This window comes from Pseudogulbenkiania sp. MAI-1 (assembly GCF_000527175.1).
In the GTDB taxonomy this organism is placed as follows: Bacteria; Pseudomonadota; Gammaproteobacteria; order Burkholderiales; family Chromobacteriaceae; genus Pseudogulbenkiania.
In genome coordinates, this window is sequence record NZ_AZUR01000001.1 from 1,712,501 (window position 1) to 1,733,786 (window position 21,286).

Genomic DNA, 21,286 nt, shown 5'->3' on the forward strand with positions numbered 1-21,286 from the left:
TCAAGCGACTAAGTGCATCTGGTGGATGCCTTGGCGATCACAGGCGATGAAGGACGTGTAAGCCTGCGAAAAGCTTCGGGGAGCTGGCAATAGAGCGATGATCCGGAGATGTCCGAATGGGGAAACCCACCTAGCAATAGGTACTCTCTGCTGAACACATAGGCAGAGTAGAGCGAACGCGGAGAACTGAAACATCTAAGTACCCGCAGGAACAGAAATCAACCGAGATTCCGTCAGTAGTGGCGAGCGAACGCGGAACAGCCTGTACGTGTTATGGATTGTGTTAGTGGAAGGCTCTGGAAATGGCCGCCATAGTGGGTGATAGCCCCGTACACGAAAACGCATTCCAAGGACTAGGCGTACGACAAGTAGGGCGGGACACGCGAAATCCTGTCTGAAGATGGGGGGACCATCCTCCAAGGCTAAATACTCGTGATCGACCGATAGTGAACCAGTACCGTGAGGGAAAGGCGAAAAGAACCCCGGGAGGGGAGTGAAATAGAACCTGAAACCGGATGCATACAAACAGTGGGAGCCCTGTAAGGGGTGACTGCGTACCTTTTGTATAATGGGTCAGCGACTTACGTTCAGTAGCGAGCTTAACCGAATAGGGGAGGCGTAGGGAAACCGAGTCCGAACAGGGCGATTGAGTTGCTGGGCGTAGACCCGAAACCGAGTGATCTATCCATGGCCAGGATGAAGGTGCGGTAACACGCACTGGAGGTCCGAACCCACTAGTGTTGCAAAACTAGGGGATGAGCTGTGGATAGGGGTGAAAGGCTAAACAAACTCGGAGATAGCTGGTTCTCCCCGAAAACTATTTAGGTAGTGCCTCATGTATCACTTCCGGGGGTAAAGCACTGTTATGGCTAGGGGGTCATTGCGATTTACCAAACCATGGCAAACTCAGAATACCGGAAAGTGCGAGCATGGGAGACAGACGGTGGGTGCTAACGTCCATCGTCAAGAGGGAAACAACCCAGACCGCCGGCTAAGGTCCCAAATGATCAGTTAAGTGGTAAACGAAGTGGGAAGGCCCAGACAGCCAGGATGTTGGCTTAGAAGCAGCCATCATTTAAAGAAAGCGTAATAGCTCACTGGTCGAGTCGTCCTGCGCGGAAGATGTAACGGGGCTCAAACTGATAACCGAAGCCGCGGATTTGCACTTAGGTGCAGATGGTAGGGGAGCGTTCTGTAGGTCTGTGAAGGTGTGTCGTAAGGCATGCTGGAGATATCAGAAGTGCGAATGCTGACATGAGTAGCGATAAAGCGGGTGAAAAGCCCGCTCGCCGAAAGCCCAAGGTTTCCTACGCAACGTTCATCGGCGTAGGGTGAGTCGGCCCCTAAGGCGAGGCTGAAAAGCGTAGTCGATGGGAAACGGGTCAATATTCCCGTACTCTCGTATAGTGCGATGTGGGGACGGAGAAGGTTAGGTCAGCCAGGTGTTGGACGTCCTGGTTTAAGCCGGTAGGTGGGAGCGGTAGGCAAATCCGCCGCTCTATTAACACCGAGACGTGATGACGAGGCTCTACGGAGCCGAAGTGACTGATACCACGCTTCCAGGAAAAGCCACTAAGCTTCAGCTATACGAGAACCGTACCGCAAACCGACACAGGTGGGCAGGATGAAAATTCTAAGGCGCTTGAGAGAACTCAGGAGAAGGAACTCGGCAAATTGATACCGTAACTTCGGGAGAAGGTATGCCTCTTAGGGTGTAGGACCTCGCGTTCGAAGCCTCGAGAGGTCGCAGAGAATCGGTGGCTGCGACTGTTTATCAAAAACACAGCACTGTGCCAACACGAAAGTGGACGTATACGGTGTGACGCCTGCCCGGTGCCGGAAGGTTAAGTGATGGGGTGCAAGCTCTTGATCGAAGCCCCGGTAAACGGCGGCCGTAACTATAACGGTCCTAAGGTAGCGAAATTCCTTGTCGGGTAAGTTCCGACCCGCACGAATGGCGTAACGATGGCCACACTGTCTCCTCCTGAGACTCAGCGAAGTTGAAATGTTTGTGAAGATGCAATCTCCCCGCTGCTAGACGGAAAGACCCCGTGAACCTTTACTGTAGCTTTGCATTGGACTTTGAACAGACTTGTGTAGGATAGGTGGGAGGCTATGAAACCAGGACGCCAGTTCTGGTGGAGCCGCCCTTGAAATACCACCCTGGTGTGTTTGAGGTTCTAACCTTGGTCCGTGATCCGGATCGGGGACAGTGCATGGTAGGCAGTTTGACTGGGGCGGTCTCCTCCCAAAGTGTAACGGAGGAGTTCGAAGGTCACCTAGGTACGGTCGGAAATCGTGCTGATAGTGCAATGGCAAAAGGTGGCTTAACTGCGAGACCGACAAGTCGAGCAGGTGCGAAAGCAGGACATAGTGATCCGGTGGTTCTGAATGGAAGGGCCATCGCTCAACGGATAAAAGGTACTCCGGGGATAACAGGCTGATTCCGCCCAAGAGTTCACATCGACGGCGGAGTTTGGCACCTCGATGTCGGCTCATCACATCCTGGGGCTGTAGCCGGTCCCAAGGGTATGGCTGTTCGCCATTTAAAGTGGTACGTGAGCTGGGTTCAAAACGTCGTGAGACAGTTTGGTCCCTATCTGCAGTGGGCGTTGGAAGTTTGACGGGGGCTGCTCCTAGTACGAGAGGACCGGAGTGGACGCACCTCTGGTGTACCGGTTGTCACGCCAGTGGCATTGCCGGGTAGCTAAGTGCGGAAGAGATAACCGCTGAAAGCATCTAAGCGGGAAACTCGCCTGAAGATGAGACTTCCCTGAGGACTTGATCCTCCTGAAGAGTCGTTCGAGACCAGGACGTTGATAGGTCGGGTGTGGAAGCGCTGTGAGGCGTGAAGCTAACCGATACTAATTGCTCGTGAGGCTTGATCCTATCATTTGAGTGGCTTGGGCCACGCGGTGAAGTGTGCGACGTACGATCGATTACCCAAATTCGAAATGGAAGCTGACAGGCTTCCAGGCTTCTTCCAGTTTGTTGACAGTTTATGTCTGGCGGCCTTAGCGAGGTGGTCCCACTCCTTCCCATCCCGAACAGGACCGTGAAACGCCTTAGCGCCGATGATAGTGCGGCCTTGCCGTGTGAAAGTAGGACACCGCCAGACTCCCCCATCGCTGAGCGAATCGAAGATTCGCACGCAGTAAAAGCCCAGCTCAACCGAGCTGGGTTTTTTGTTGTCCGCGCTCGCTGACTACTTGCTCAGATGCAGGCTGGTTGCGCGGCTGCGGTGAGTTGCAAATCATATGTGGCTCCCATGGGCCGGGGAGGGGCGGTGAGCGCGGATATTCCTTTATCGTCATCAGTCAGCTTTGCTGAAGTGGTGCCGGCGAGGTACGCCCCGTTCTGTCGGCAGCTCAAGCTTGGCACTCCGGGATGTGGTGACGGTGTGGCCGTGGCATTACCGAGCCTGGCTGGGCACCTCGAGGCATTGCTGATGGCGATGCGTCAGCACTATGGCGGGGGTGATACGCGAGCCCTGCTGTCGCAATGGAGCGGGCGTTATTTCAGCCTGATCTTGCCGCCGGCCCTGGTGGCGGCACGGGTGCTGCATCGTCCTCTGGAGATGGCACTGGCTGATTGCGCCCTGGTGCTGCGCGATGGTTTGCCTGATACTCTGTGGCTGCCCTCGGGGGCGCTGGGGGTCGAAACCGACGATATTGCCAGCCGCTACCGGTCGCTGTGCGTCGATCACTTGGCGCCGCTGATTGAGGTGCTCTCGCCCAAGGTCAGGCTGTCGCCCCGCGTGCTATGGAGCAATGTAGCCAATAGTCTCGAATATGCGCTCGCTACCGGCTTTGCGGGGAAGGGAGCGCAACAAGATGCCGACTATCTGTTTACGCGGCGCAAGTTCTTCGATACCGGCCGCGCCAACCCCTTGTACCGGCCGGTGCGCTACATTAACTCCCCCTCGCCACTGCTGGTCTCGCCGTTTCGGGCTCGCCGTGTTTGCTGTCTGCGCGATCGTCTGCCTGGACAGAACATGCTCTGTTCGAGCTGCCCCAAGCTGCTGCAACTCGATGACGACGAATTGGCCGAGCAACAGCGGCTATGGAAGGCCGCCTTCGCTTGAGGGGCTCCAGGTAGACTTTCCTGGCTCCTGTCAGGCAGATCCCGGGTACGACTAGGAATGCCGATGGCGGTGATGGATGTCGGGGAAGTGCGGGTGGATGTGGGTGAGGGCGACGTGCCGGTGGGGGTGGCTATGCGGCTCGGTGCCGTCCCAGTCGAAATCGTGTTCGTGCTGGTGGTGCTGGTCATGCACGTGGCGATGGGCGTGTTCCAGCGCTTCATGGGTGTGTTCGTGCTCATGACGTTCCGTGAGGTGTAACCAGACACCGATCCCCATCAGTAGGGCTGCCAACCAGAAGAGCGGAGTGCTGGCTTCACCCAGTACGGACAGCGCCACGGCGGCACCGATGAAGGGCGCGGTCGAGAAATAGGCACCGGTACGGGCTGTTCCCAAACCACGCAGGGCCAGCACGAACAGTACCAGGCTGATGCCGTAGCCAAGAAGCCCCGTCGTCATCGCCAACAGCACCGTCGTGCCGCCGGGCAGGGTTTCCCCGATGGCTAGTGCCAGCAAGGTATTTACCGAACCGGCCACCAAGCCCTTGCTACAGGCGATGAACAAGGCGTCCGAGGCCGAGACTTTTCGGGTTAGGTTATTATCGATGGCCCAGCAGAGACAGGCTGTCGCGATGAGGACCGGACCAACGCTGCTTGATGACACGGAGGTTCCACTGTCTGGCCAGGCGAGCACGATGCTGCCGGCGACGATTGCAATCATGCCCAGCACGATGCGCCGGTCTGCATTTTCCTTGAAGACCAGCCAGGCGATGACGGCAGTGAGGACCGCTTCCAGGTTCAGCAATAAGGAAGCTGTCGCTCCGCTGGTCTGTGTCAGGCCGAACAGCAGGGCCACCGGGCCGAGCATGCCACCGAAAGAGATGGCTCCCAACAGCCAGCCCCATTCCGTCTTGGTGAGTCCGGGGCTTTTCCATCCACGATCCCGGATCAGCCGGATCACCCCCAAACCGACGCCACTGCCGAGATACAGCAGCCCGCCCAGCAGCAAGGGGGGCAGATGGCCTACCAGTATCTTGGCAAAGGGGGCGCTGGCACCGAACAAGGCGGCAGCGAGAAGGGCGTAGACGATGCTGGCATTCATGGGTGCGGTGATGCGTACAGACAGCTCTAGTGTATTCGCTCACGTCTTGTGTGGCCAATTGCGGGCCTCGCTCAGACATTCCTTGCCCCCAGCGTCTAGAGCGTCATATGTCATCTGACCAGGGGCATCTTCCTCACAGGATCACGGTTTTCACGAGCAGGCCGATCACGGCGCAGGCCGCAATCACCTGGATGACGTTGCGCTTGAAACGGAACAGGGCGATGACCGCGCCTAATGCTATCAGTGCCGACGGCCAATCGAAGGAGCCGGAGAAGCCTGTTGGCCACAGGACGTGATAGCCGAAGAACAGCGCCAGATTCAGAATGACGCCGACGACGGCGGCGGTGATGGCGGTCAACGGCGCAGTGAACTTGATGTCGTCGTGGGTCGACTCGACCAGCGGCCCGCCGGCGAGGATAAACAGGAACGATGGCAAGAAGGTGAACCACGTCACCAGTGTTGCCGCGAGGGCACCGGCAACGAATTGCATGTCCGGGCCGAACAGCGCTTTCACATAGCCGCCGACGAAGCCGACAAAGGTCACCACCATGATCAGCGGGCCGGGGGTGGTTTCGCCGAGGGCCAGGCCGTCGATCATCTGTGCCGGCGTCAGCCAGCCGTAATGGCCGACGGCACCCTGGTAGACATAGGGTAGCACCGCGTAGGCGCCGCCGAAGGTCAACAGCGCTGCCTTGGTGAAGAACCACCCCATCTGCGTTAGCGTGCCTTGCCAGCCAAATAGCGTGGTCAACAGCCCGATCGGAATCAGCCACAGCAAGGAGCCGATTGCGGCGATGCGAGTCAGTTGAGCCCAGCGAAAGTGCGCGTGTGCCGGCGTCGGTGTCTCGTCGTCGATCAGCGCCGGGCCGTAGCTGTCCTTGGCTTTGCCGTGGCCACCCCCGGCCTTGAATGTGTTCGGGGCTATGCGCCCGCCGGCATAGCCAACCAGGGCCGCAGCCAGGACGATGAGCGGGAACGGTGCGTTGAGCGCGAAGATGGCAACAAAAGACGCGGCAGCGATGGCCCATAGCACGTTGTTCTTCAGAGCGCGAGAGCCGATGCGGTGGGCCGCCTGCACGACGATGGCGGTCACCGCCGGCTTGATGCCGTAGAATAGCCCGGCGACCAGCGGCACGTCACCGAAGGCGATGTACAGCCACGATAGCCCGATCAGGATGAATAGCGACGGCAGTACGAACAGCGCGCCGGCAACGATGCCTCCCCAGGAACGGTGCATCAGCCAGCCGATGTAGGTGGCCAGCTGCTGCGCCTCCGGGCCGGGCAGCACCATGCAATAGTTGAGGGCATGCAGAAAACGCTTCTCGCTGATCCAGCGACGGCGCTCGACCAGCTCGCTGTGCATGATCGCGATCTGGCCGGCCGGGCCGCCGAAACTGATGAAGCCGAGCTTGAGCCAGAAGCGGAAGGCTTCCCAGAAGCTGACGGAGGGTGGGGTGGCAGCGTCGGTTGCTGTGATCGGTTCGGGTTTATTCATCGTTCTCTTTCTCGAAAGCGGCCAGCAGGCCGTCGAACACGCCGCTGGCGGCTTGGAGTAGTTGATCGTCGTCGGAGAAGGTCGCACGTAAGCCGGCCAACACTCGTTCCACGCCGGCCGCCTCGGCAGGTTGCACCCCTCCCACGTCGAGGTAATGCACCAGCGTGCCGAGCCGACGCAAAGAGGGCTGCTCCAGTCCGAAGCTGGCCTGCAGTACCTCGAACGTCACCTTGGCACCGATGTGGCTGAAGGTCGCGCCATCGAAATCAAAGCCGAGCGCATCGGAAGGGCAATCGGCTGGATTGCCTAGCCACAGGAAACGCGCGTCACGGTCGATGAAGCGCCGGATCAGCCAGGCACTGGCCAAGCGATCCACCCACGGTCGCCTTCGTGTCGCCCATGTCCGACCACGAAAGTCGGTCGCTAGCCGGCGCGGAATCGCACCCGTGATCGCGTGCGGCTCATCCGGCGACAACACTCTGTTCGCCTGTAACTCCAACTCGCGCAGTGCGGCATCGGCTTGCTGCCGCGCCTCGCCGGGAAAGAAGTCGATCTCGACCAGGCTGGCGAACGCCTTGCGCAGCTTGCGCGCCTGTTTGAGCGTTTCCTGGACGTTATCCCCGTTGAGCGAGTCGCGCAGCCGGGCCGTTTCGGCCAGCAGTTCGGCATAGTCGCCGCCGCGGTCGAACAGCGCTGGGAATGCCTCGGTTCCCGTCTCGCCGGTCTGCAGCACATAGGCCGTCCCGCCGTTGCTCTGCACGTCCGCCGCCACCGCATTCAGCCTTTCCGGGCAGGGGGCGCGATCGGGAAGCAGGTAGACTCCGTCACGCAGCACCGCCGCTCCAGACGCTTTGAGCGCCCGCCAGGCGCGCATGCGGGCCGTGGCGTTCTCGGTGGGGAGGGTGGTGATGAGGAGTAGCCATAAATTCATGTTGTATACATTACTCTTTTGTAGAGAATGCAACAACAAATTTTGTGATGAGTGGGGGTGAGGAGGTCGATGGAGGGGGGTGGGCCGAGCAAAGCAGGGCTCGGTCGCGTGCGAAGCCGGGGCAACAAAACCCGAGAGGCCTATTTCCTGGGGCTCTACGTACCTCGTGGCACGTCACGAAGCGGTGGTGGCGTCAGTCGAATTGCGGTGTGCAGGCAAATCCCGATCGGCAGATAGCAAAAACCCGCCACATGCGAGCGGGTCGATTTCGTCATTTCTCGTCTGCGGCATGGTTGCTTCAAGAGAAGTTGTATCGAGCTTGGAATGGCTCATAAACCTCCGTCCACCATGCATCGTAGGCGCTTTCATCGGGGTGTTCAGCATCGAGCATCGGCGCATAGCGAGGCATATCGGCCACGCCATTGGGCGCGAAGGCCTCCAGTATGAGCATGCCGAGTGCCGCCTTGGGATGAGGGTCGGTGTAGCTGCCATAATCGGGATGCACGCGGCCAGGGCATGCGGGGTCTTCGGCTTTCCAGTCTAAATGGGTATTGCGGTATGGCATGCAAATTCTGTCCAGGATGGAGAGGGCGCTCTCTCCCCATTGCCGATTGCGGACTGCCTCCTCGGCGAGCATTGCCATGGCCCGGCCAGCAACGTGATTGCCCATTTCTGCAATCCTCCTTCTAACATGGGTGGGCTGCGGGGCTTTCAAGCAAGAAAAAAGGGCCCGGAGATTATCCTGACCCTTGTGTTTGGTGGAGGCGGCGGGAATCGAACCCGCGTCCGGAAGTCCTCTACAGTGAGTTCTACATACTTAGCCGTGTCATTTGGATTTAACTCCGGGTCACGCCGACGGGCAGGCTGGACTGGAGCGAGTCACCTATTGTTTCGCGTTGGATCAAGCGACCCGATACAACGCTAGCTGATGTAAAGTGACACTGCAGCGGTTTGACCCACCCGACCCATCAGCGAATCGTTGCAGTGTCTGGCGCAATTAAGCGGCCAGAGCGTAAGTTTCGTCGTTTGCGACTATATAGACTCAGCGTTTTACGGGGTGACTGAAATCCCGGTATGCCCTCATCTGCTTCGCAACCCCCGTCGAAACCAGGTCGCCCCCAGATAAAGTTTCCGTGATTGTACAGACAAAGATCGCTATCGGCTAGTTCCGCAGTCGATCAAAGATAGTTCAGCAGATCGAGCGGGTGGTCGATGGCGATGTCGGCGCCCCAGTCGTGGGGGGCATCGAGGTCCGAGATGTAGCCCCAGTTGGCCAGCACCGTCTTCATGCCTACCGAGTGGCCGGCCTGGATGTCGCGCTCGGCATCGCCGACGTAGACGCAGCGGGCCGGTTCGACGCCGATCAGTTCGGCCGCGTGCAGCATCGGCCTGGGGTCGGGTTTGGCCACGCCGACGGTGTCGCCGCTGATCACCACCGCCGGCGGCGTGGCGAAGGGCAGCGCCGGCACCAGCCGGTCGGTGAAGCGCATCGGTTTGTTGGTGACGATGCCCCAGCGTAGATCGCGGGCAGCCAACTGGAGGATCAGTTCGTTGATGCCTTCGAACAGGCAGGTCTGATCGGAGAAGCTGGCTTCGTAGTGATCGAGGAAGCGGGTGCGCAGCGCGTTGAAGTCGGGGTGGTCGAGGTCGATGCCGAACCCCAGGCGGATCAGGCCGCGTGCGCCGTGCGAGGCGATCGGGCGGATGGCTTCATAGGGTTGCGGCGGATGGCCTTCTTCGGCCAGTAGCCGATTCAGGGCGGCGCCCAGGTCGCGTGCGGTGTCGGCCAGGGTGCCGTCGAGGTCGAACAGTACGGCTTTGATCATGGTGTGATGCAGATGCTGGTCCCGGCCAGCCTCGCTTTTGGCAAGAGGCTGGCCGAAAGGGGTTACAGGCCGGTTTTGCCCAGGAACAGCTTGTATGCCGGGTTGTCGGTCTCTTCGACGTAAGGATAGCCCAAGCTGTCGAGGAAGCTCTGGAAGGCCGCGCTGTCGTAGCTGGGCACCTGGATGCCGACCAGTACCCGGCCATAGTCCGCCCCATGGTTGCGGTAGTGGAACAGGCTGATGTTCCAGTCGGTGCGCATGGCTTCCAGGAAGCGCATCAGCGCGCCCGGCCGCTCCGGGAACTCGAAGCGCAGGATGCGTTCGTCCCGCAGCGCCGGGGCGTGCCCACCGACCAGGTGGCGAATGTGCAGCTTGGCCAGTTCGTTGTCGGTCAGGTCGATGCCTTCGAGGTCGCTGCTCTTCAAGTCGTCGATGATGCGGGTGACGTCGTCCTTGCTACTGATCTGTATCCCGACGAACACATGTGCCGTCTTGTCATCGGCATAGCGGTAGTTGAACTCGGTGATGCTGCGGTTGCCGATCACGGTACAGAATTTCTTGAAGCTGCCCGGCTGCTCCGGCAGGGTGACGGCGATGATGGCTTCGCGTCGCTCGCCCAGTTCCGAGCGCTCGGAGACGTGGCGCAGACGGTCGAAGTTCATGTTGGCGCCGCAGTTGATGGCGACCAGGGTCTTGCCCTGGCAGCCTTCGCGTTCGATGTAGGCCTTGGTCGCGGCCACCGCCAGCGCACCGGCCGGCTCGGTGATCGAGCGGGTGTCTTCGAAGATGTCCTTGATCGCGGCGCAGATGGCATCGGTGTCGACCAGGATGATTTCGTCGAGCAATTCCTTGCAGAGGCGGAAGGTTTCCTCTCCCACCAGCTTCACCGCCACGCCGTCGGCGAACAGACCCACGTCCTTCAGCTCGACGCGTTCGCCCTTGTCGATGGACTGCTTCATGGCGTCCGAGTCCACCGGCTGCACGCCGATGACCTTGATTTCCGGCTTCAGGCGCTTGATGTAGGAGGCCACGCCGGCAGCCAGCCCGCCGCCGCCGATGGCGACGAACACGGCATCGATCGGGCCGGGGTGTTGACGCAGGATTTCCATGCCGATGGTGCCCTGGCCGGCGATGACGTCCGGGTCGTCAAACGGTGGGATGTACGTCTTGCCGGTTTCTTCTACCAGCTTCATGGCGTGCTGGTAGGCGTCGCTGAACGATTCGCCGGCCAGCACGACTTTGCCGCCGCGCCGGGTGACGCCGTCGATCTTGACCTGGGGGGTGGTCACCGGCATCACGATGGTGGCTTCACAGCCGATTTTCTGGGCAGACAGCGCCACGCCTTGGGCGTGGTTGCCGGCGGAGGCCGTGATCACGCCTTTTTCCAGCTGTGCGGAGCTCAGTTTGGCCATCTTGTTGTAGGCGCCGCGCAGCTTGAAGGAGAAGACCGGCTGCAGGTCCTCGCGCTTGAGCAGGATGGTGTTGTTGAAACGGCGGGACAGGTTGGGCGCCTGCTCCAGCGGCGTTTCGATCGCGACGTCGTACACGCGCGAGGTCAGAATGCGTTCGAGGTAATCTTGAGGGTGGTGCATGGTGATGCCGCTTGTCCTGATGTTTTCTTTGTGAACTGTCAGAGTATCAGGAACTCCAAGCTCTCGGGAAGCCGGCGGCTCCTGCTTCAGGCGTACTGACGAATCGCCAGCGTAATTTTTGGCTGGAAAGGGGTGGTTTCGGGCGTGTTTTTGGCCGCATCGCCTCGAAGGAGGGGTATAATCGCCGGCTATATCGTTCACACCCATCACCGTGAAGTGCCGTTCCACGCTAATGAAAAAACTGACTAGCCTGCTTGTGGCAGCAGCCGTTGCTCTGCCGTCGTTTTCCTTTGCCAATGCTCCCTTCGTTCCTCCCGTGCCGGAAATCGCCGGCAAGGCTTATTATCTGATCGATTTCTACAGTGGGCAGGTGGTGGCTGCCAGCGATCCGGACAAGCGCATCGCACCGGCCTCGCTGACCAAGCTGATGACCGGTTACCTGACCTACAAGGCCATCAAGGAAAAGCGGCTGATGCTGGATCAGCAGCTGACCGTGTCGCAGAAGGGCTGGACCACCGGTGGCTCGCGCATGTTCCTCGATCCCAAGGTCCCGGTGACCGTGGATGACCTGATCAAGGGCATGGACGTGCAGTCGGGCAACGACGCCTGCGTGACCCTGGCCGAAGCCATCGCCGGCAGCGAAGAGGCGTTTGCCCAGATGATGACGGCCGAGGCCAAGCGGCTGGGCATGGTCAACACCCAGTTCCGCAACGCCACCGGCCTGCCGGACCCGGAGCACTTCACTACCGTGCACGATCTGGGCATTCTGGCGACAGCGATCATTCGCGAGTTCCCCGAGTTCTACAAGACCTACTCGCTCAAATCGTTCACGTACAACGGCATTACCCAGCCGAACCGCAACCTGCTGCTGTACCGTGACCCCAACGTCGACGGCATGAAAACCGGCTTCACCGATGATGCCGGCTACAACATGGTGGCGTCGAGCCGCCGTGACGGCCGACGGGTGATTTCCGTGGTGGTGGGTACCGCGAGCCCCGAGGCACGGGCAGTGGAAAGCTCCAAGCTGCTGAACTACGGCTTGCAATTCTTCGATACGCCCAAACTGTATGCGGCAAACAAGCCGGTTTCCGAAATCCCGGTATACAAGGGTGATGCCAAGGCGCTGCCGATCGGCTTCACCAGCGATATCTACACCACGGTGTTGAAGGGCCAGGCCGCCAAGCTCAAGGCCGATCTGACCACCAGCCAGCCGGTCATCGCGCCGATCAAGGCGGGGCAGGTGGTGGGCAAGCTGGTGGTGAGCCTCGATGGCAAGAAGGTGCTGGAGCGTCCGGTGGTGGCGCTGAAGGCGGTCGAGGAAGGCAACTTCTTCAGCCGTCTGTGGGACAGCATCAAGCTGTTGCTGGGCTGGTAAGCCCATGGGGTTGGCCGTCTTGCCTCAAGGGCTTCGGCCAGCCTTTATCTGTTTTCAGGATGTAGTGTGATGAGTAACGATCTCAAGGATTTGCTGGACTTTCCCTGTCGCTTTCCGATCAAGGTGATGGGCGAGCAGCATCCCGATTTTCAAACCACGATTTTCGAGGTGGTGCGAGTGCATGCACCGGATCTCGAGATGGTGGACATCGTGGCGCGCGACAGCTCCAGCGGCAAGTACATTTCGCTGACGGTAAACGTGATGGCGGTGTCGCGCGAGCAACTGGACAATATTTACATGGCGCTGACCGCTCACGCCATGGTCAAGGTGGCGCTGTAAGCGATGAGCCGTATCGTCAAGCACCTGGGGCTGGTCGACTACACGCCCACTTGGCGGGCCATGCAGGCCTTTACCGACGCCCGCACCAGCGACACGCCGGACGAGCTGTGGTGCGTCGAGCACCCGCCGGTGTACACGCTGGGGCTGGCCGGCAAGCCCGAGCACCTGATCATCCCGAGCCAGATCGAAGTGGTGAAGTGCGATCGCGGCGGGCAGGTGACCTATCACGGACCGGGCCAGCTGGTGGTGTATCTGCTGGTCGATTTCAAGCGCATGGGCATCGGCGTGCGCGAACTGGTGCGGCGCATCGAGCAGTCGGTCATCGACCTGCTGGCGGAACTGGGTATCGAAGCCAACGGTGACGTCGACGCGCCGGGGGTATACGTGCGGGGCGAGAAGATCGCCTCGCTGGGGTTGCGCATCAAGAACGGTGCGGTCTACCACGGGCTGAGCCTCAACGTGGACATGGATCTGACGCCGTTCTCGTGGATCAATCCTTGCGGCTATGCCGGCCTCAAGGTAACGCAGATCAAAGACCAAGGCGCTTCGCTGACGGTGGCCGAAACAGCCGAACGGCTGCTGCCGCATCTGGAGCGACACCTGACGGTGAAGAAGGAGACCGCATGAAACTGGACAACCAGACTGGCGTGAAACACAAGGGCGCCGACAAGACTGCACGCATCCCGATCAAGATCGTGCCGCTCGACGAAAAGCTGAAGAAGCCTGAGTGGATTCGCGCCAAGCTGCCCAACGGCCAGCGCTTCAACGAGATCAAGCAGATCCTGCGTGAGCAGAAGCTGCATACCGTCTGTGAAGAGGCCACTTGCCCGAACATCGGCGAGTGCTTCAGCAACGGCACCGCCACCTTCATGATCATGGGTGACATTTGCACCCGTCGTTGCCCGTTCTGCGACGTCGGCCACGGCCGTCCGAACCCGCTTGATCCGAATGAGCCCAAGCATCTGGCCGAAACCGTGGCCGCGCTGCGACTCAAGTACGTGGTGATTACGTCGGTCGACCGCGACGACCTGCGCGACGGTGGCGCCCAGCATTTTGCCGACTGCATCAGCGAGATCCGCAAGCTGTCCCCGAACACCCAGATCGAAGTGCTGGTGCCGGACTTCCGCGGCCGTCTCGATATCGCGCTGGATATCCTGACGCAGACCCCGCCGGACGTGATGAACCACAATCTGGAAACCGCACCGCGTCTCTACAAGCAGGCCCGCCCGGGGGCCGATTATCAGCACTCGCTGACGCTGTTGAAGGAATTCAAGGCACGCAACCCGAACGTGTCGACCAAGTCCGGTATCATGGTCGGCCTCGGCGAGACCGACGAAGAAGTGTACGAAGTGATGGCCGACATGCGTGCCCACGACATCGACATGATCACCATCGGCCAGTACCTGCAGCCGACCGACGGCCACCTGCCGGTGCTGCGCTACGTGCACCCGACCGTGTTCAAGCAGTTCGAGGACAAGGCCTACGAAGTGGGCTTCAAGCATGCGGCGGTCGGCGCTATGGTGCGCTCCAGCTACCATGCAGATCAGCAGGCGCATGGTGCAGGGGTCTGATGACACTTCCAGCGCTAATGGCGACTGAACAACGCTAATTTGTACGCTGCATCGCTCACTGCTACCCAGGGGCGGCCATACAGAAGGCATGTCCAAGGATCAGGGAGTGTCCTGCGATAGCGGTACAAATCGGCAAGGGCCGATCACATCCCGGACAAAGATGCCGACCACACAGGTCGGCATTTTCATTTTCTGTGCAGACCGTCCTGGATGACTCGGGATTGTGCACGGTACACCAGTTACACCGGCTTGCACTCAATGGATGTAGATGTGTTTGGAAAGAACAAGGACCTGCCTGGTCCTTTTTATGGGTGGCTGGTACTTTGCCTCTATAACAAAGGCGATGCATTGCTATCGATGTAATGGAGCAAGGTGAATTATTTGGCCGCTGCAATGCCGACATGGTCTCACGATGCTTTTTCATCCTTGAAGCGGTCGATTATTGAAACTAGGCTGATGGCATCATGAAGAGGGTTGAATACGCAAATGGGAAACGATATCCGACTCGAACTCCCTGATACGCTGTTTATGAAGCACCGGTTGTATCAGGAAGGGCCGTTGGTTTTCCGGCTGGACGAAAAATTCCGCCACAGCCTGCTCGCGCCATTCCCGCGTGCTATCGAGCCACGCCTCCCGAAGCCCTCCACTCTTGCGCTGTGGGAGGCGGCGGCCCTCGCCGATTATTACAGCAAATTAACGGCTCTACTGCCTGGTCGCTTGCAAGCCGATCAGCTGATTGGGGTGGTTGAGCGGTTGACGATGCTTGCCCGGCAGAATCCTGATGGCGCGGTCGCTGCGATCTTGCTGTGCCAGTGGGAAAACTATGTGGCGCACCATGCCATCAATGTGGCCTTGTTGGCCAGCCTGATGGCCGACAGGCTCAATCTCGACGCGGCGATACACCGGCTATTGGTGCTGGCGGCCTTGACAATGAATCTGGGCGCCATCGCGCTGCACAACGAGATGGCGCACCAGGAAGGGCCACCCTGCACGATGCAGCGGCAGCTGATTGACATGCATCCCATCATAAGCTCGGCGCTGTTGCGCGAAATTGGCTTCGAGGATGAGCGGTTGCATCTGGTCGTCTTGACGCATCACGAACGCCATGATGGACATGGTTATCCATTCAAGCTGAAGGCCCACGAGATCGACCAGGTGGCACACCTCCTGCATCTCCTGGACGTCGCGATCGCCAAGCTGATGCCGCGGAGCTACCGCCAGCGCCTACCGGCGAAAAAGGCCCTGGCCCAGCTGTATACCAATGCCGGCGAACCGTTCGAGCCTTGCTATTTCATGCAGCTGGTCAAAGTGCTGGGGCTGTATCCCTCCGGGAGTTTTGTCAGTCTTGATTCGGGCGAGAGTGCGCTTGTCGTCATGCAGACCGCTCGCGCCCATGCTCCGCGCGTAGCCACGCTGAAGGGCCGCTATGCCCTGTTCGATACCGCGACCCGGGATCGGCGCATTGCCAGGAGCATTCATATGCCGGTTGAGGCGCGCCATCTTTCGTGGTTTGCCCCATTCTGGGGTCTGAATTAGCCCGTTGGTTCAAAAGGGGCGCGGTCACATGCGACCAGCCCCATCGGCTCGAATGCGCGTCGGATGTGTTTGAAGGACTGCTGGCGTTGCTTGCCTGGCATCAACTCAGCTCGTCGGCTCGCCTCGACTGGGATGCCGTATAGCGGCGGGGTTTGTCCAGCCGGTTACCGGACGCGGCATTGTCTGCCTTGGTGGGGACGAGTTGCACTGCTTGTTCGGCCATCATGTCCAGATGGGCGGCCAGCTTGGCCTGCTCGTCGCGCGTCAGGGTGTTCTTGCCCGGCAAGGGTTGCTTTGTGCGCGGCTGCTCTTGCTGGCATTCTTTGAGGGCGCCGGCGTGGGGGGTGATCAGGCCGGCGGCGAGGGTGCTGGTCGCCAGGAGGCAGCCAGCCAGGAACGACAGCAACTGCTTCATGTGTTCTTCTCCGGTCGTTGATTGGCATTGGAATTAGTCTAACACCATAAGAAAATCATCATACATGCCAAGAGTGTTAATAGTTGTGAACGACAGTGTTATATAATAACATACTGCCCTCATTCTCAAGATTGACCCTCCCGTGATGAACAAGCAAAGCTATCTGGCTGCCGCCGAGCGGCATTGCCTGCGCCGTGGCTGCAAGCTCACCACCCTGCGTCGGCACATCCTCGAGTTGGTGCTCGAGTACGATGGTGTCGTCAAGGCGTACCAGGTGTTGGCCGACCTGCAGCGTGAGCGCGGTGTGGCGGCTCCGCCCACGGTGTACCGGGCATTGGACTTTCTGGTGGAGCAGGGATTGCTGCATAAGGTCGACGCGCTCAACGGTTTTGTCGTATGCAGACATTTCGATTGCCACCATCATGGTCTAATCCTGGTGTGCGAAACATGCGGCCGGGTCGAGGAGATCGACGCCAGCCGTTTCCTGGGTGTTCTGCAAGAGGTAACCGATGCCGTCGGGTTCCAGAGCCGCGAGCAGAATCTGTTGCTCACCGGAGTTTGCAAGGCTTGTCACGCATGAAGAAGACCGTCGTCAATCTGTTTACCGGGTTTCTCGGCGTGGGCAAAACGACCGCACTGCGCCATCTGATCGCCAATAGACCATCGAATGAGCGCTGGGCGGTCATCGTCAACGAATTCGGCGAGGTGGGCATCGACGGTGCCGCGCTGAGCGACGGCGAGTTGCCGGTGGCGGAAATCGCCGGCGGCTGCATGTGCTGTGTGGCCGGGCCGCAGATGACCGTAACCGTGGCCAATCTGTTACGGCGCGAGCGTCCTGACCGTCTGCTGATCGAGGCCAGCGGCTTGGCCCACGCCGCCGGCGTGATCGATGAATTGCGTGAGCGGCCGCTCGGCGACGCCCTGACCATCGGTGCCGTGCTGACCGTGGTCGACCCGCGCCAGTTCACCAACCCCGATTACTTCCGTCAGCCGCTTTATCGCGACCAGGTGTCGTTGGCCGACGTGCTGGTGGCCAACAAGGTCGATCTGGCCGACGTTGACATGCTCGAAATCTTCCGTCGTCAGGCGGCTAATCTGTTCCCTCCGAAATCCCTGGTAGCGGAAGTGCAGCAGGGGGCTCTGAATCCGGCGTGGCTCGATCTGGAGGTGGCACCGAAGTTGCGTTATCGGCCGGCGGTGCCCCCGCAATCCGCCTCCGGTTGGCGCTCGCAAGGCTGGCTCTTCGATGCGGGCACCGCCTTCAACGGCGAAGCGCTGACCGATTTCTTCGACTCCCTGCCGCAGCGAGTGCCAGGGCTGGTCCGTGCCAAGGGCGTGTTCCAGGTGCTCGGGTCGTGGATCTGGCTCAACTGGGCGGAAGGGCAGTGGGGGGCGAGTCAGGTCGCTTGGCGTCGAGATAGCCGCTTCGAGCTGATTGCGCCGGAGTTGGATGCAGAACAGATCGAGGCGGCGTTGCAGGCCTGCATCGAAAAAGAGTAAGTCCCGAAATCATGAAGAATCATAATCATCAACAAGAGCCTGTTTCTCCTCTCGGCATCAGCCTGATGGGGATGTCGGTGGCGGAGCGCCTCGGCGGTGTCCTGGTCCTGCTTGGCGTGCTGTGGGCGATCGTCGGCTGGGCGATGGGGGGCGGTGAATGAGCGTCCGCGTGGAGAACCTGACTGTCTCCTACCTGCGTCATCCGGCGGTACATCATGCCAGCGGCACCTTCGCCGACGGAGAGGCGACCGCGATCTTCGGTCCCAACGGCGCCGGCAAGAGTACCCTGCTTAAGACGATGATCGGCGCGTTGAAACCCGACTCGGGGCATGTCCACCTGGACGGCTTCTCACGCAAGGACATTGCCTACCTCCCGCAGCAATCGGAAATCGACCGCTCCCTGCCGGTTTCGGTTTACGACCTGGTGGCCACCGGGTTGTGGCACCAGACCGGGGTGTTCGGCAAGGTCGGCCGCAAGCAGCGGGTGAAGGTGCAAGAGGCGTTGCGCGCCGTCGGGCTGGCCGATTTTGCCGAGCGGCCGATTTCCGCGCTGTCGACGGGGCAGTTCCAGCGCGTGCTGTTTGCCCGCATCCTGCTGCAGGATGCGCCGCTGATCTTGCTGGACGAGCCGTTCAACGCCGTCGACGCCAAGACCACCTACGACCTGCTCGAACTGATACGGCGCTGGCGCGACGAGGGGCGCACGGTGATCGCCGTGCTGCACGACTACGAGCAGGTGCGGGCCTATTTCCCGTATACCCTGCTGCTGGCGCGCGAGGTCGTCGCCTGGGGCAAGACCGAGCTGGTGCTGACCGATCTCAACCTGCGTCGGGCATCGGAAACGGCGGCGCACTGGCACGAGCGGGCGCCGGTTTGCCGCGTGGACGAGGAGGCGGCATGACGGTCCATTTGTACGATCTGGCCATCGCGCCCTTCGTCGAGTTCGCCTTCATGCGCCGGGCCCTGGCCGGCTGTTTGGCACTGGCACTGGGCAGCGGCCCGGTCGGCCTGTTCCTGGTGATGCGCCGCATGAGCCTGATGGGCGATGCGATGAGCCACGCCGTGCTGCCCGGTGCGGCGGTCGGCTTCATCATGGCCGGGTTAAGCCTGCCGGCGATGAGCCTGGGCGGCTTTGTGGCGGGCGTGCTGGTGGCGTTGCTGGCCGGGCTGGCGACCCGCTTCACCACGATTAAGGAAGACGCCAGCTTCGCCGCCTTCTATCTGCTGTCGCTGGCCGTCGGCGTGCTGCTGGTGTCGCGCAATGGCAGTAACGTCGACCTGATTCACATCCTGTTTGGCTCGGTGCTGGCGGTGGACGATGCGGCGCTGCTGCTGGTGGCCGGCGTGGCATCGTTCAGCCTGGTGGTGCTGGCGATCATCTATCGCCCGCTGGTGCTGGAGAGCCTGGACCCGGTGTTCCTGCGCGCGGTCGGCGGCAAAGGCGGCATCTGGCACCTGGCTTTCCTGATGCTGGTGGTACTGAACCTGGTCGCCGGCTTTCAGGCCTTGGGCACCTTGATGGCGGTGGGCCTGATGATGCTGCCGGCGATCACCGCGCGGCTATGGGTGCCCAGCATCGGCCGTATGCTGGTGTTCTCGGTGCTGCTGGCGTTCGCCTGTGGGATTGGCGGTCTGCTGCTGTCCTACCATTTCGAACTGCCTTCAGGGCCGGCGATCATCCTGCTGGCCGGGCTGTTCTATCTGTTGTCCTTGTTTGTGGCGCCGTTGGGCGGGGCCTTGCCTCGTTATATCCGCGCCCGCCATCTCGAATCATAAGGAAGAAAAGCATGAAGAAAACCCTGTTGGGCATTGCCCTGCTGGGCCTGCCGCTGTGGGCGTGGGCCAAGCTGCCGGTGGTGGCCAGTTTCAGTATCGTGGCGGACATGACTCGTGAAATCGGTGGCGATCGGGTCGAAGTGGTCTCGCTGGTCGGACCGGACCAGGATGCCCATGTGTTTCAGCCGTCGCCGACCGACGTCAAGCGGCTGGCCGGGGCCAAGGTGTTCGTCGTCAACGGTCTGGGCTTCGAGGGCTGGATGGGGCGGCTGACCCGTTCCGCCGGGTTCAAGGGCACGCTGATCGAAGCCAGCAAGGGCGTCAAGCCGTTGATGGCCGAGGAACACGGGGAAGAGAGCCATGAGCAAGGGCATGGACATGGCGAAGCCGACCCGCATGCCTGGCAAGACCCTGTACGGGTGCAGACCTATATCAAGAACATCGCGGAAGGCTTGAGCAAGGCGGACCCCGAAGGCAAGGCTGTCTATCAGCAGCGGGCGGCCGACTACGGCCGCAAGGTGAGTGAGCTCGATCAATGGGCAGCCAAGGCTTTTGCCGCCGTGCCGGCTGCCCAGCGCAAGGTGCTGACCTCGCACGATGCGTTCACTTATCTGGGTAAGCGCTATGGCATCCAGCTTCTGTCCCCTCAGGGGGTGAGCACCGATACCGAGGCGTCGGCCAAGGCCGTGGCCCTATTGGTGCGGCAGGTGAAGAAGGAAAAGGTCAGGGCGATCTTCTTCGAGAACATGGCCGACAAGCGTCTGCTCCAACAGCTGGCGAGGGAGGCCAACGTCACCACGGGGGCGGAATTGTACGCCGATGCGCTGTCGTCGCCCAAAGGGCCGGCCGGCAGCTATCTGGCCCTGTTCCGCTACAACGTGGAAACCATCCTGAAATCGTTCCGTTGATCAAGCATGGAGATGTTGCGACAGCAGATGGCTGAGTAACTGATAGAGCCCCATCCCCGCCACGGCCAGTCCGGCAGCCAGCCGCACTGGCCGTTTTTGCAGCCAGCTTTTCAAGGTGCTGGCGAACACCCCCATGGCCAGCAGGTTGGGCAGTGTGCCCAGCGCGAACGCCAGCATGGCGAGCGCGCCACGTGCCGCCGATCCGGAGGCCAGTGCGGTCAGGCTGGCACTGTAGACCAGCCCGCACGGCAACCAGCCCCACAGCGCGCCGGCCAGCAAGGCCTGGCCAGGGTGACGTACCGGCAGCAGTGGAGTGAGCAGCGGCTGCAGGCGTCGCCAGATGGGTTTGCCCAGGGCCTCGATACGCGTGACCGCCAGCGAGAGTCCCGCCAGGTAGAGTCCCATGCCGATGATCATCACGTTGGCCAGCAGGTAGAGGCCTAGTTGCAGCGGGCGCAGTTGCAGCAGGGTCAGCCCGGCTTCGGCCAAGCCGCCGAGGAGGGCGCCGATCAGCGCGTAGCTGGCCATCCGCCCGGTGTTGTAGGCGAGAAGGATCAAGCCGCGTCGTTGCTCGGGCAGGTTTAAGGATAGGGCCGTGACGATCCCGCCGCACATCCCGATGCAGTGTCCTCCGCCGAGGAGTCCGGTAAGGAACAAAACGAGAAAACTGGTTTCTATCATCGACGAAGCCGCAGGGGAAAGTCCGATTTTACCAAATCAGCAGGGGTCATGCCGTCGTCTCTTGGTGTTGACGTTGGAATAATTGAGGGGGCGTTGATTTTATTTTGGCATCCGCTAGGCCGACGAGCTAAAAATCAATAATAAGAAACAGTTGTTGTA

Annotated in this window: 20 protein-coding genes, 2 rRNA genes and 1 other RNA gene (1 of these 23 only partly in view); 14 read left to right on the forward strand and 9 right to left on the reverse strand. The window is 60.5% G+C overall.

The window, feature by feature from the left end; all coding sequences use genetic code 11:
* The 3 genes from PSEMAI1_RS0107935 to fhuF form a co-directional block, all read left to right on the forward strand.
* Positions 1-2,889, forward strand: a 23S ribosomal RNA gene (locus tag PSEMAI1_RS0107935); it begins 2 nt to the left of the window's first position.
* Positions 2,890-3,004: 115 nt separating this feature from the next.
* A 5S ribosomal RNA gene (gene rrf / locus PSEMAI1_RS0107940) occupies positions 3,005-3,118 on the forward strand.
* A gap of 168 nt (positions 3,119-3,286) precedes the next feature.
* Complete coding sequence (gene fhuF, locus PSEMAI1_RS0107945; protein ID WP_232219862.1) at positions 3,287-4,084, forward strand: siderophore-iron reductase FhuF; 798 nt, start codon at positions 3,287-3,289, stop codon at positions 4,082-4,084.
* Between the two features lie 51 nt (positions 4,085-4,135).
* On the opposite strand, the gene PSEMAI1_RS0107950 is transcribed toward fhuF, so the two are convergent.
* The 7 genes from PSEMAI1_RS0107950 to ilvA all read right to left on the reverse strand — a co-directional run bounded on the left by PSEMAI1_RS0107950 (position 4,136) and on the right by ilvA (position 11,026).
* A complete protein-coding gene (locus PSEMAI1_RS0107950) occupies positions 4,136-5,182 on the reverse strand; it encodes a DMT family transporter (protein ID WP_024302362.1) in 1,047 nt (348 codons plus the stop codon).
* Between the two features lie 133 nt (positions 5,183-5,315).
* A complete protein-coding gene (gene chrA, locus PSEMAI1_RS0107955) occupies positions 5,316-6,677 on the reverse strand; it encodes a chromate efflux transporter (protein ID WP_024302363.1) in 1,362 nt (453 codons plus the stop codon).
* A complete protein-coding gene (locus tag PSEMAI1_RS0107960) occupies positions 6,670-7,608 on the reverse strand; it encodes a chromate resistance protein ChrB domain-containing protein (protein ID WP_024302364.1) in 939 nt (312 codons plus the stop codon). The genes chrA and PSEMAI1_RS0107960 overlap by 8 nt, the downstream gene beginning before the upstream one ends.
* 298 nt (positions 7,609-7,906) lie before the next feature.
* The gene (locus PSEMAI1_RS0107965; protein ID WP_024302365.1) at positions 7,907-8,278 is read right to left on the reverse strand and encodes a hypothetical protein; all 372 of its coding nucleotides are present in this window, start codon (positions 8,276-8,278) and stop codon (positions 7,907-7,909) included.
* A gap of 86 nt (positions 8,279-8,364) precedes the next feature.
* Positions 8,365-8,728: a transfer-messenger RNA gene (ssrA, locus tag PSEMAI1_RS21195) on the reverse strand.
* 58 nt (positions 8,729-8,786) lie between these two features.
* Positions 8,787-9,434: an HAD family hydrolase gene (locus PSEMAI1_RS0107970; protein ID WP_024302366.1), complete on the reverse strand. Its 648-nt coding sequence runs from the start codon at positions 9,432-9,434 to the stop codon at positions 8,787-8,789.
* A 62-nt stretch (positions 9,435-9,496) separates the two neighbouring features.
* Positions 9,497-11,026, reverse strand: a complete 1,530-nt coding sequence (ilvA, locus tag PSEMAI1_RS0107975) for a threonine ammonia-lyase, biosynthetic (protein ID WP_024302367.1) — start codon at positions 11,024-11,026, stop codon at positions 9,497-9,499.
* A gap of 232 nt (positions 11,027-11,258) precedes the next feature.
* Between ilvA and PSEMAI1_RS0107980 the strand changes: the two genes are divergently transcribed.
* The 5 genes from PSEMAI1_RS0107980 (at position 11,259) to PSEMAI1_RS0108000 (ending at position 15,847) form a co-directional block, all read left to right on the forward strand.
* Positions 11,259-12,401 (forward strand): D-alanyl-D-alanine carboxypeptidase family protein, encoded by a 1,143-nt coding sequence (locus PSEMAI1_RS0107980; RefSeq protein WP_024302368.1) that lies wholly within the window; start codon positions 11,259-11,261, stop codon positions 12,399-12,401.
* A gap of 69 nt (positions 12,402-12,470) precedes the next feature.
* Positions 12,471-12,740 (forward strand): YbeD family protein, encoded by a 270-nt coding sequence (locus tag PSEMAI1_RS0107985; protein ID WP_024302369.1) that lies wholly within the window; start codon positions 12,471-12,473, stop codon positions 12,738-12,740.
* 3 nt (positions 12,741-12,743) lie between these two features.
* Positions 12,744-13,367 (forward strand): lipoyl(octanoyl) transferase LipB, encoded by a 624-nt coding sequence (lipB, locus tag PSEMAI1_RS0107990; RefSeq protein WP_024302370.1) that lies wholly within the window; start codon positions 12,744-12,746, stop codon positions 13,365-13,367.
* Positions 13,364-14,311: a lipoyl synthase gene (gene lipA / locus PSEMAI1_RS0107995; protein ID WP_024302371.1), complete on the forward strand. Its 948-nt coding sequence runs from the start codon at positions 13,364-13,366 to the stop codon at positions 14,309-14,311. Before lipB ends, lipA begins: the two co-directional genes overlap by 4 nt.
* Positions 14,312-14,797: 486 nt before the next feature.
* Positions 14,798-15,847 (forward strand): HD-GYP domain-containing protein, encoded by a 1,050-nt coding sequence (locus tag PSEMAI1_RS0108000; protein ID WP_024302372.1) that lies wholly within the window; start codon positions 14,798-14,800, stop codon positions 15,845-15,847.
* 100 nt (positions 15,848-15,947) lie between these two features.
* Here the strand turns inward: PSEMAI1_RS0108000 and PSEMAI1_RS0108005 are convergent, their stop codons facing one another.
* Positions 15,948-16,262, reverse strand: coding sequence for a hypothetical protein (locus PSEMAI1_RS0108005; protein WP_024302373.1), 315 nt, complete (start codon positions 16,260-16,262; stop codon positions 15,948-15,950).
* Between the two features lie 145 nt (positions 16,263-16,407).
* Between PSEMAI1_RS0108005 and PSEMAI1_RS0108010 the strand changes: the two genes are divergently transcribed.
* The 6 genes from PSEMAI1_RS0108010 to PSEMAI1_RS0108035 are packed head-to-tail and all read left to right on the forward strand — an operon-like array spanning position 16,408 to position 20,446.
* On the forward strand, positions 16,408-16,842 hold the full coding sequence (locus PSEMAI1_RS0108010) for a Fur family transcriptional regulator (protein ID WP_024302374.1): 435 nt from the start codon (positions 16,408-16,410) through the stop codon (positions 16,840-16,842).
* Positions 16,830-17,762, forward strand: a complete 933-nt coding sequence (locus PSEMAI1_RS0108015; protein ID WP_024302375.1) for a GTP-binding protein — start codon at positions 16,830-16,832, stop codon at positions 17,760-17,762. The genes PSEMAI1_RS0108010 and PSEMAI1_RS0108015 overlap by 13 nt, the downstream gene beginning before the upstream one ends.
* Before the next feature lie 11 nt (positions 17,763-17,773).
* On the forward strand, positions 17,774-17,923 hold the full coding sequence (locus PSEMAI1_RS21735) for a hypothetical protein (protein WP_156943103.1): 150 nt from the start codon (positions 17,774-17,776) through the stop codon (positions 17,921-17,923).
* Positions 17,920-18,663, forward strand: coding sequence for a metal ABC transporter ATP-binding protein (locus tag PSEMAI1_RS0108025; RefSeq protein ID WP_024302376.1), 744 nt, complete (start codon positions 17,920-17,922; stop codon positions 18,661-18,663). Before PSEMAI1_RS21735 ends, PSEMAI1_RS0108025 begins: the two co-directional genes overlap by 4 nt.
* Positions 18,660-19,538, forward strand: coding sequence for a metal ABC transporter permease (locus PSEMAI1_RS0108030; protein ID WP_024302377.1), 879 nt, complete (start codon positions 18,660-18,662; stop codon positions 19,536-19,538). Before PSEMAI1_RS0108025 ends, PSEMAI1_RS0108030 begins: the two co-directional genes overlap by 4 nt.
* Before the next feature lie 11 nt (positions 19,539-19,549).
* Entirely contained in the window at positions 19,550-20,446 is an 897-nt protein-coding gene (locus PSEMAI1_RS0108035; protein ID WP_024302378.1) for a metal ABC transporter substrate-binding protein, read from the forward strand.
* On the opposite strand, the gene PSEMAI1_RS0108040 is transcribed toward PSEMAI1_RS0108035, so the two are convergent.
* A complete protein-coding gene (locus PSEMAI1_RS0108040) occupies positions 20,447-21,127 on the reverse strand; it encodes a sulfite exporter TauE/SafE family protein (protein ID WP_024302379.1) in 681 nt (226 codons plus the stop codon). It lies immediately after the preceding gene.
* Between the last annotated feature and the right edge of the window lie 159 nt (positions 21,128-21,286).

Coding starts and splice junctions, on each gene's coding strand:
- PSEMAI1_RS0107970 (WP_024302366.1), bottom strand. CDS start 9,434: ATGATCAAAGCCGTACTGTTCGACCTCGACGGCACCCTGGCCGACACC.
- PSEMAI1_RS0107980 (WP_024302368.1), top strand. CDS start 11,259: ATGAAAAAACTGACTAGCCTGCTTGTGGCAGCAGCCGTTGCTCTGCCG.
- PSEMAI1_RS0108010 (WP_024302374.1), top strand. CDS start 16,408: ATGAACAAGCAAAGCTATCTGGCTGCCGCCGAGCGGCATTGCCTGCGC.
- lipA (WP_024302371.1), top strand. CDS start 13,364: ATGAAACTGGACAACCAGACTGGCGTGAAACACAAGGGCGCCGACAAG.
- PSEMAI1_RS0107985 (WP_024302369.1), top strand. CDS start 12,471: ATGAGTAACGATCTCAAGGATTTGCTGGACTTTCCCTGTCGCTTTCCG.
- PSEMAI1_RS0108000 (WP_024302372.1), top strand. CDS start 14,798: ATGGGAAACGATATCCGACTCGAACTCCCTGATACGCTGTTTATGAAG.
- PSEMAI1_RS0107950 (WP_024302362.1), bottom strand. CDS start 5,182: ATGAATGCCAGCATCGTCTACGCCCTTCTCGCTGCCGCCTTGTTCGGT.
- lipB (WP_024302370.1), top strand. CDS start 12,744: ATGAGCCGTATCGTCAAGCACCTGGGGCTGGTCGACTACACGCCCACT.
- ilvA (WP_024302367.1), bottom strand. CDS start 11,026: ATGCACCACCCTCAAGATTACCTCGAACGCATTCTGACCTCGCGCGTG.
- PSEMAI1_RS0107960 (WP_024302364.1), bottom strand. CDS start 7,608: ATGAATTTATGGCTACTCCTCATCACCACCCTCCCCACCGAGAACGCC.
- chrA (WP_024302363.1), bottom strand. CDS start 6,677: ATGAATAAACCCGAACCGATCACAGCAACCGACGCTGCCACCCCACCC.
- PSEMAI1_RS0108040 (WP_024302379.1), bottom strand. CDS start 21,127: ATGATAGAAACCAGTTTTCTCGTTTTGTTCCTTACCGGACTCCTCGGC.
- PSEMAI1_RS0107965 (WP_024302365.1), bottom strand. CDS start 8,278: ATGGGCAATCACGTTGCTGGCCGGGCCATGGCAATGCTCGCCGAGGAG.
- PSEMAI1_RS0108035 (WP_024302378.1), top strand. CDS start 19,550: ATGAAGAAAACCCTGTTGGGCATTGCCCTGCTGGGCCTGCCGCTGTGG.
- PSEMAI1_RS21735 (WP_156943103.1), top strand. CDS start 17,774: ATGAAGAATCATAATCATCAACAAGAGCCTGTTTCTCCTCTCGGCATC.
- PSEMAI1_RS0108025 (WP_024302376.1), top strand. CDS start 17,920: ATGAGCGTCCGCGTGGAGAACCTGACTGTCTCCTACCTGCGTCATCCG.
- PSEMAI1_RS0108030 (WP_024302377.1), top strand. CDS start 18,660: ATGACGGTCCATTTGTACGATCTGGCCATCGCGCCCTTCGTCGAGTTC.
- PSEMAI1_RS0108005 (WP_024302373.1), bottom strand. CDS start 16,262: ATGAAGCAGTTGCTGTCGTTCCTGGCTGGCTGCCTCCTGGCGACCAGC.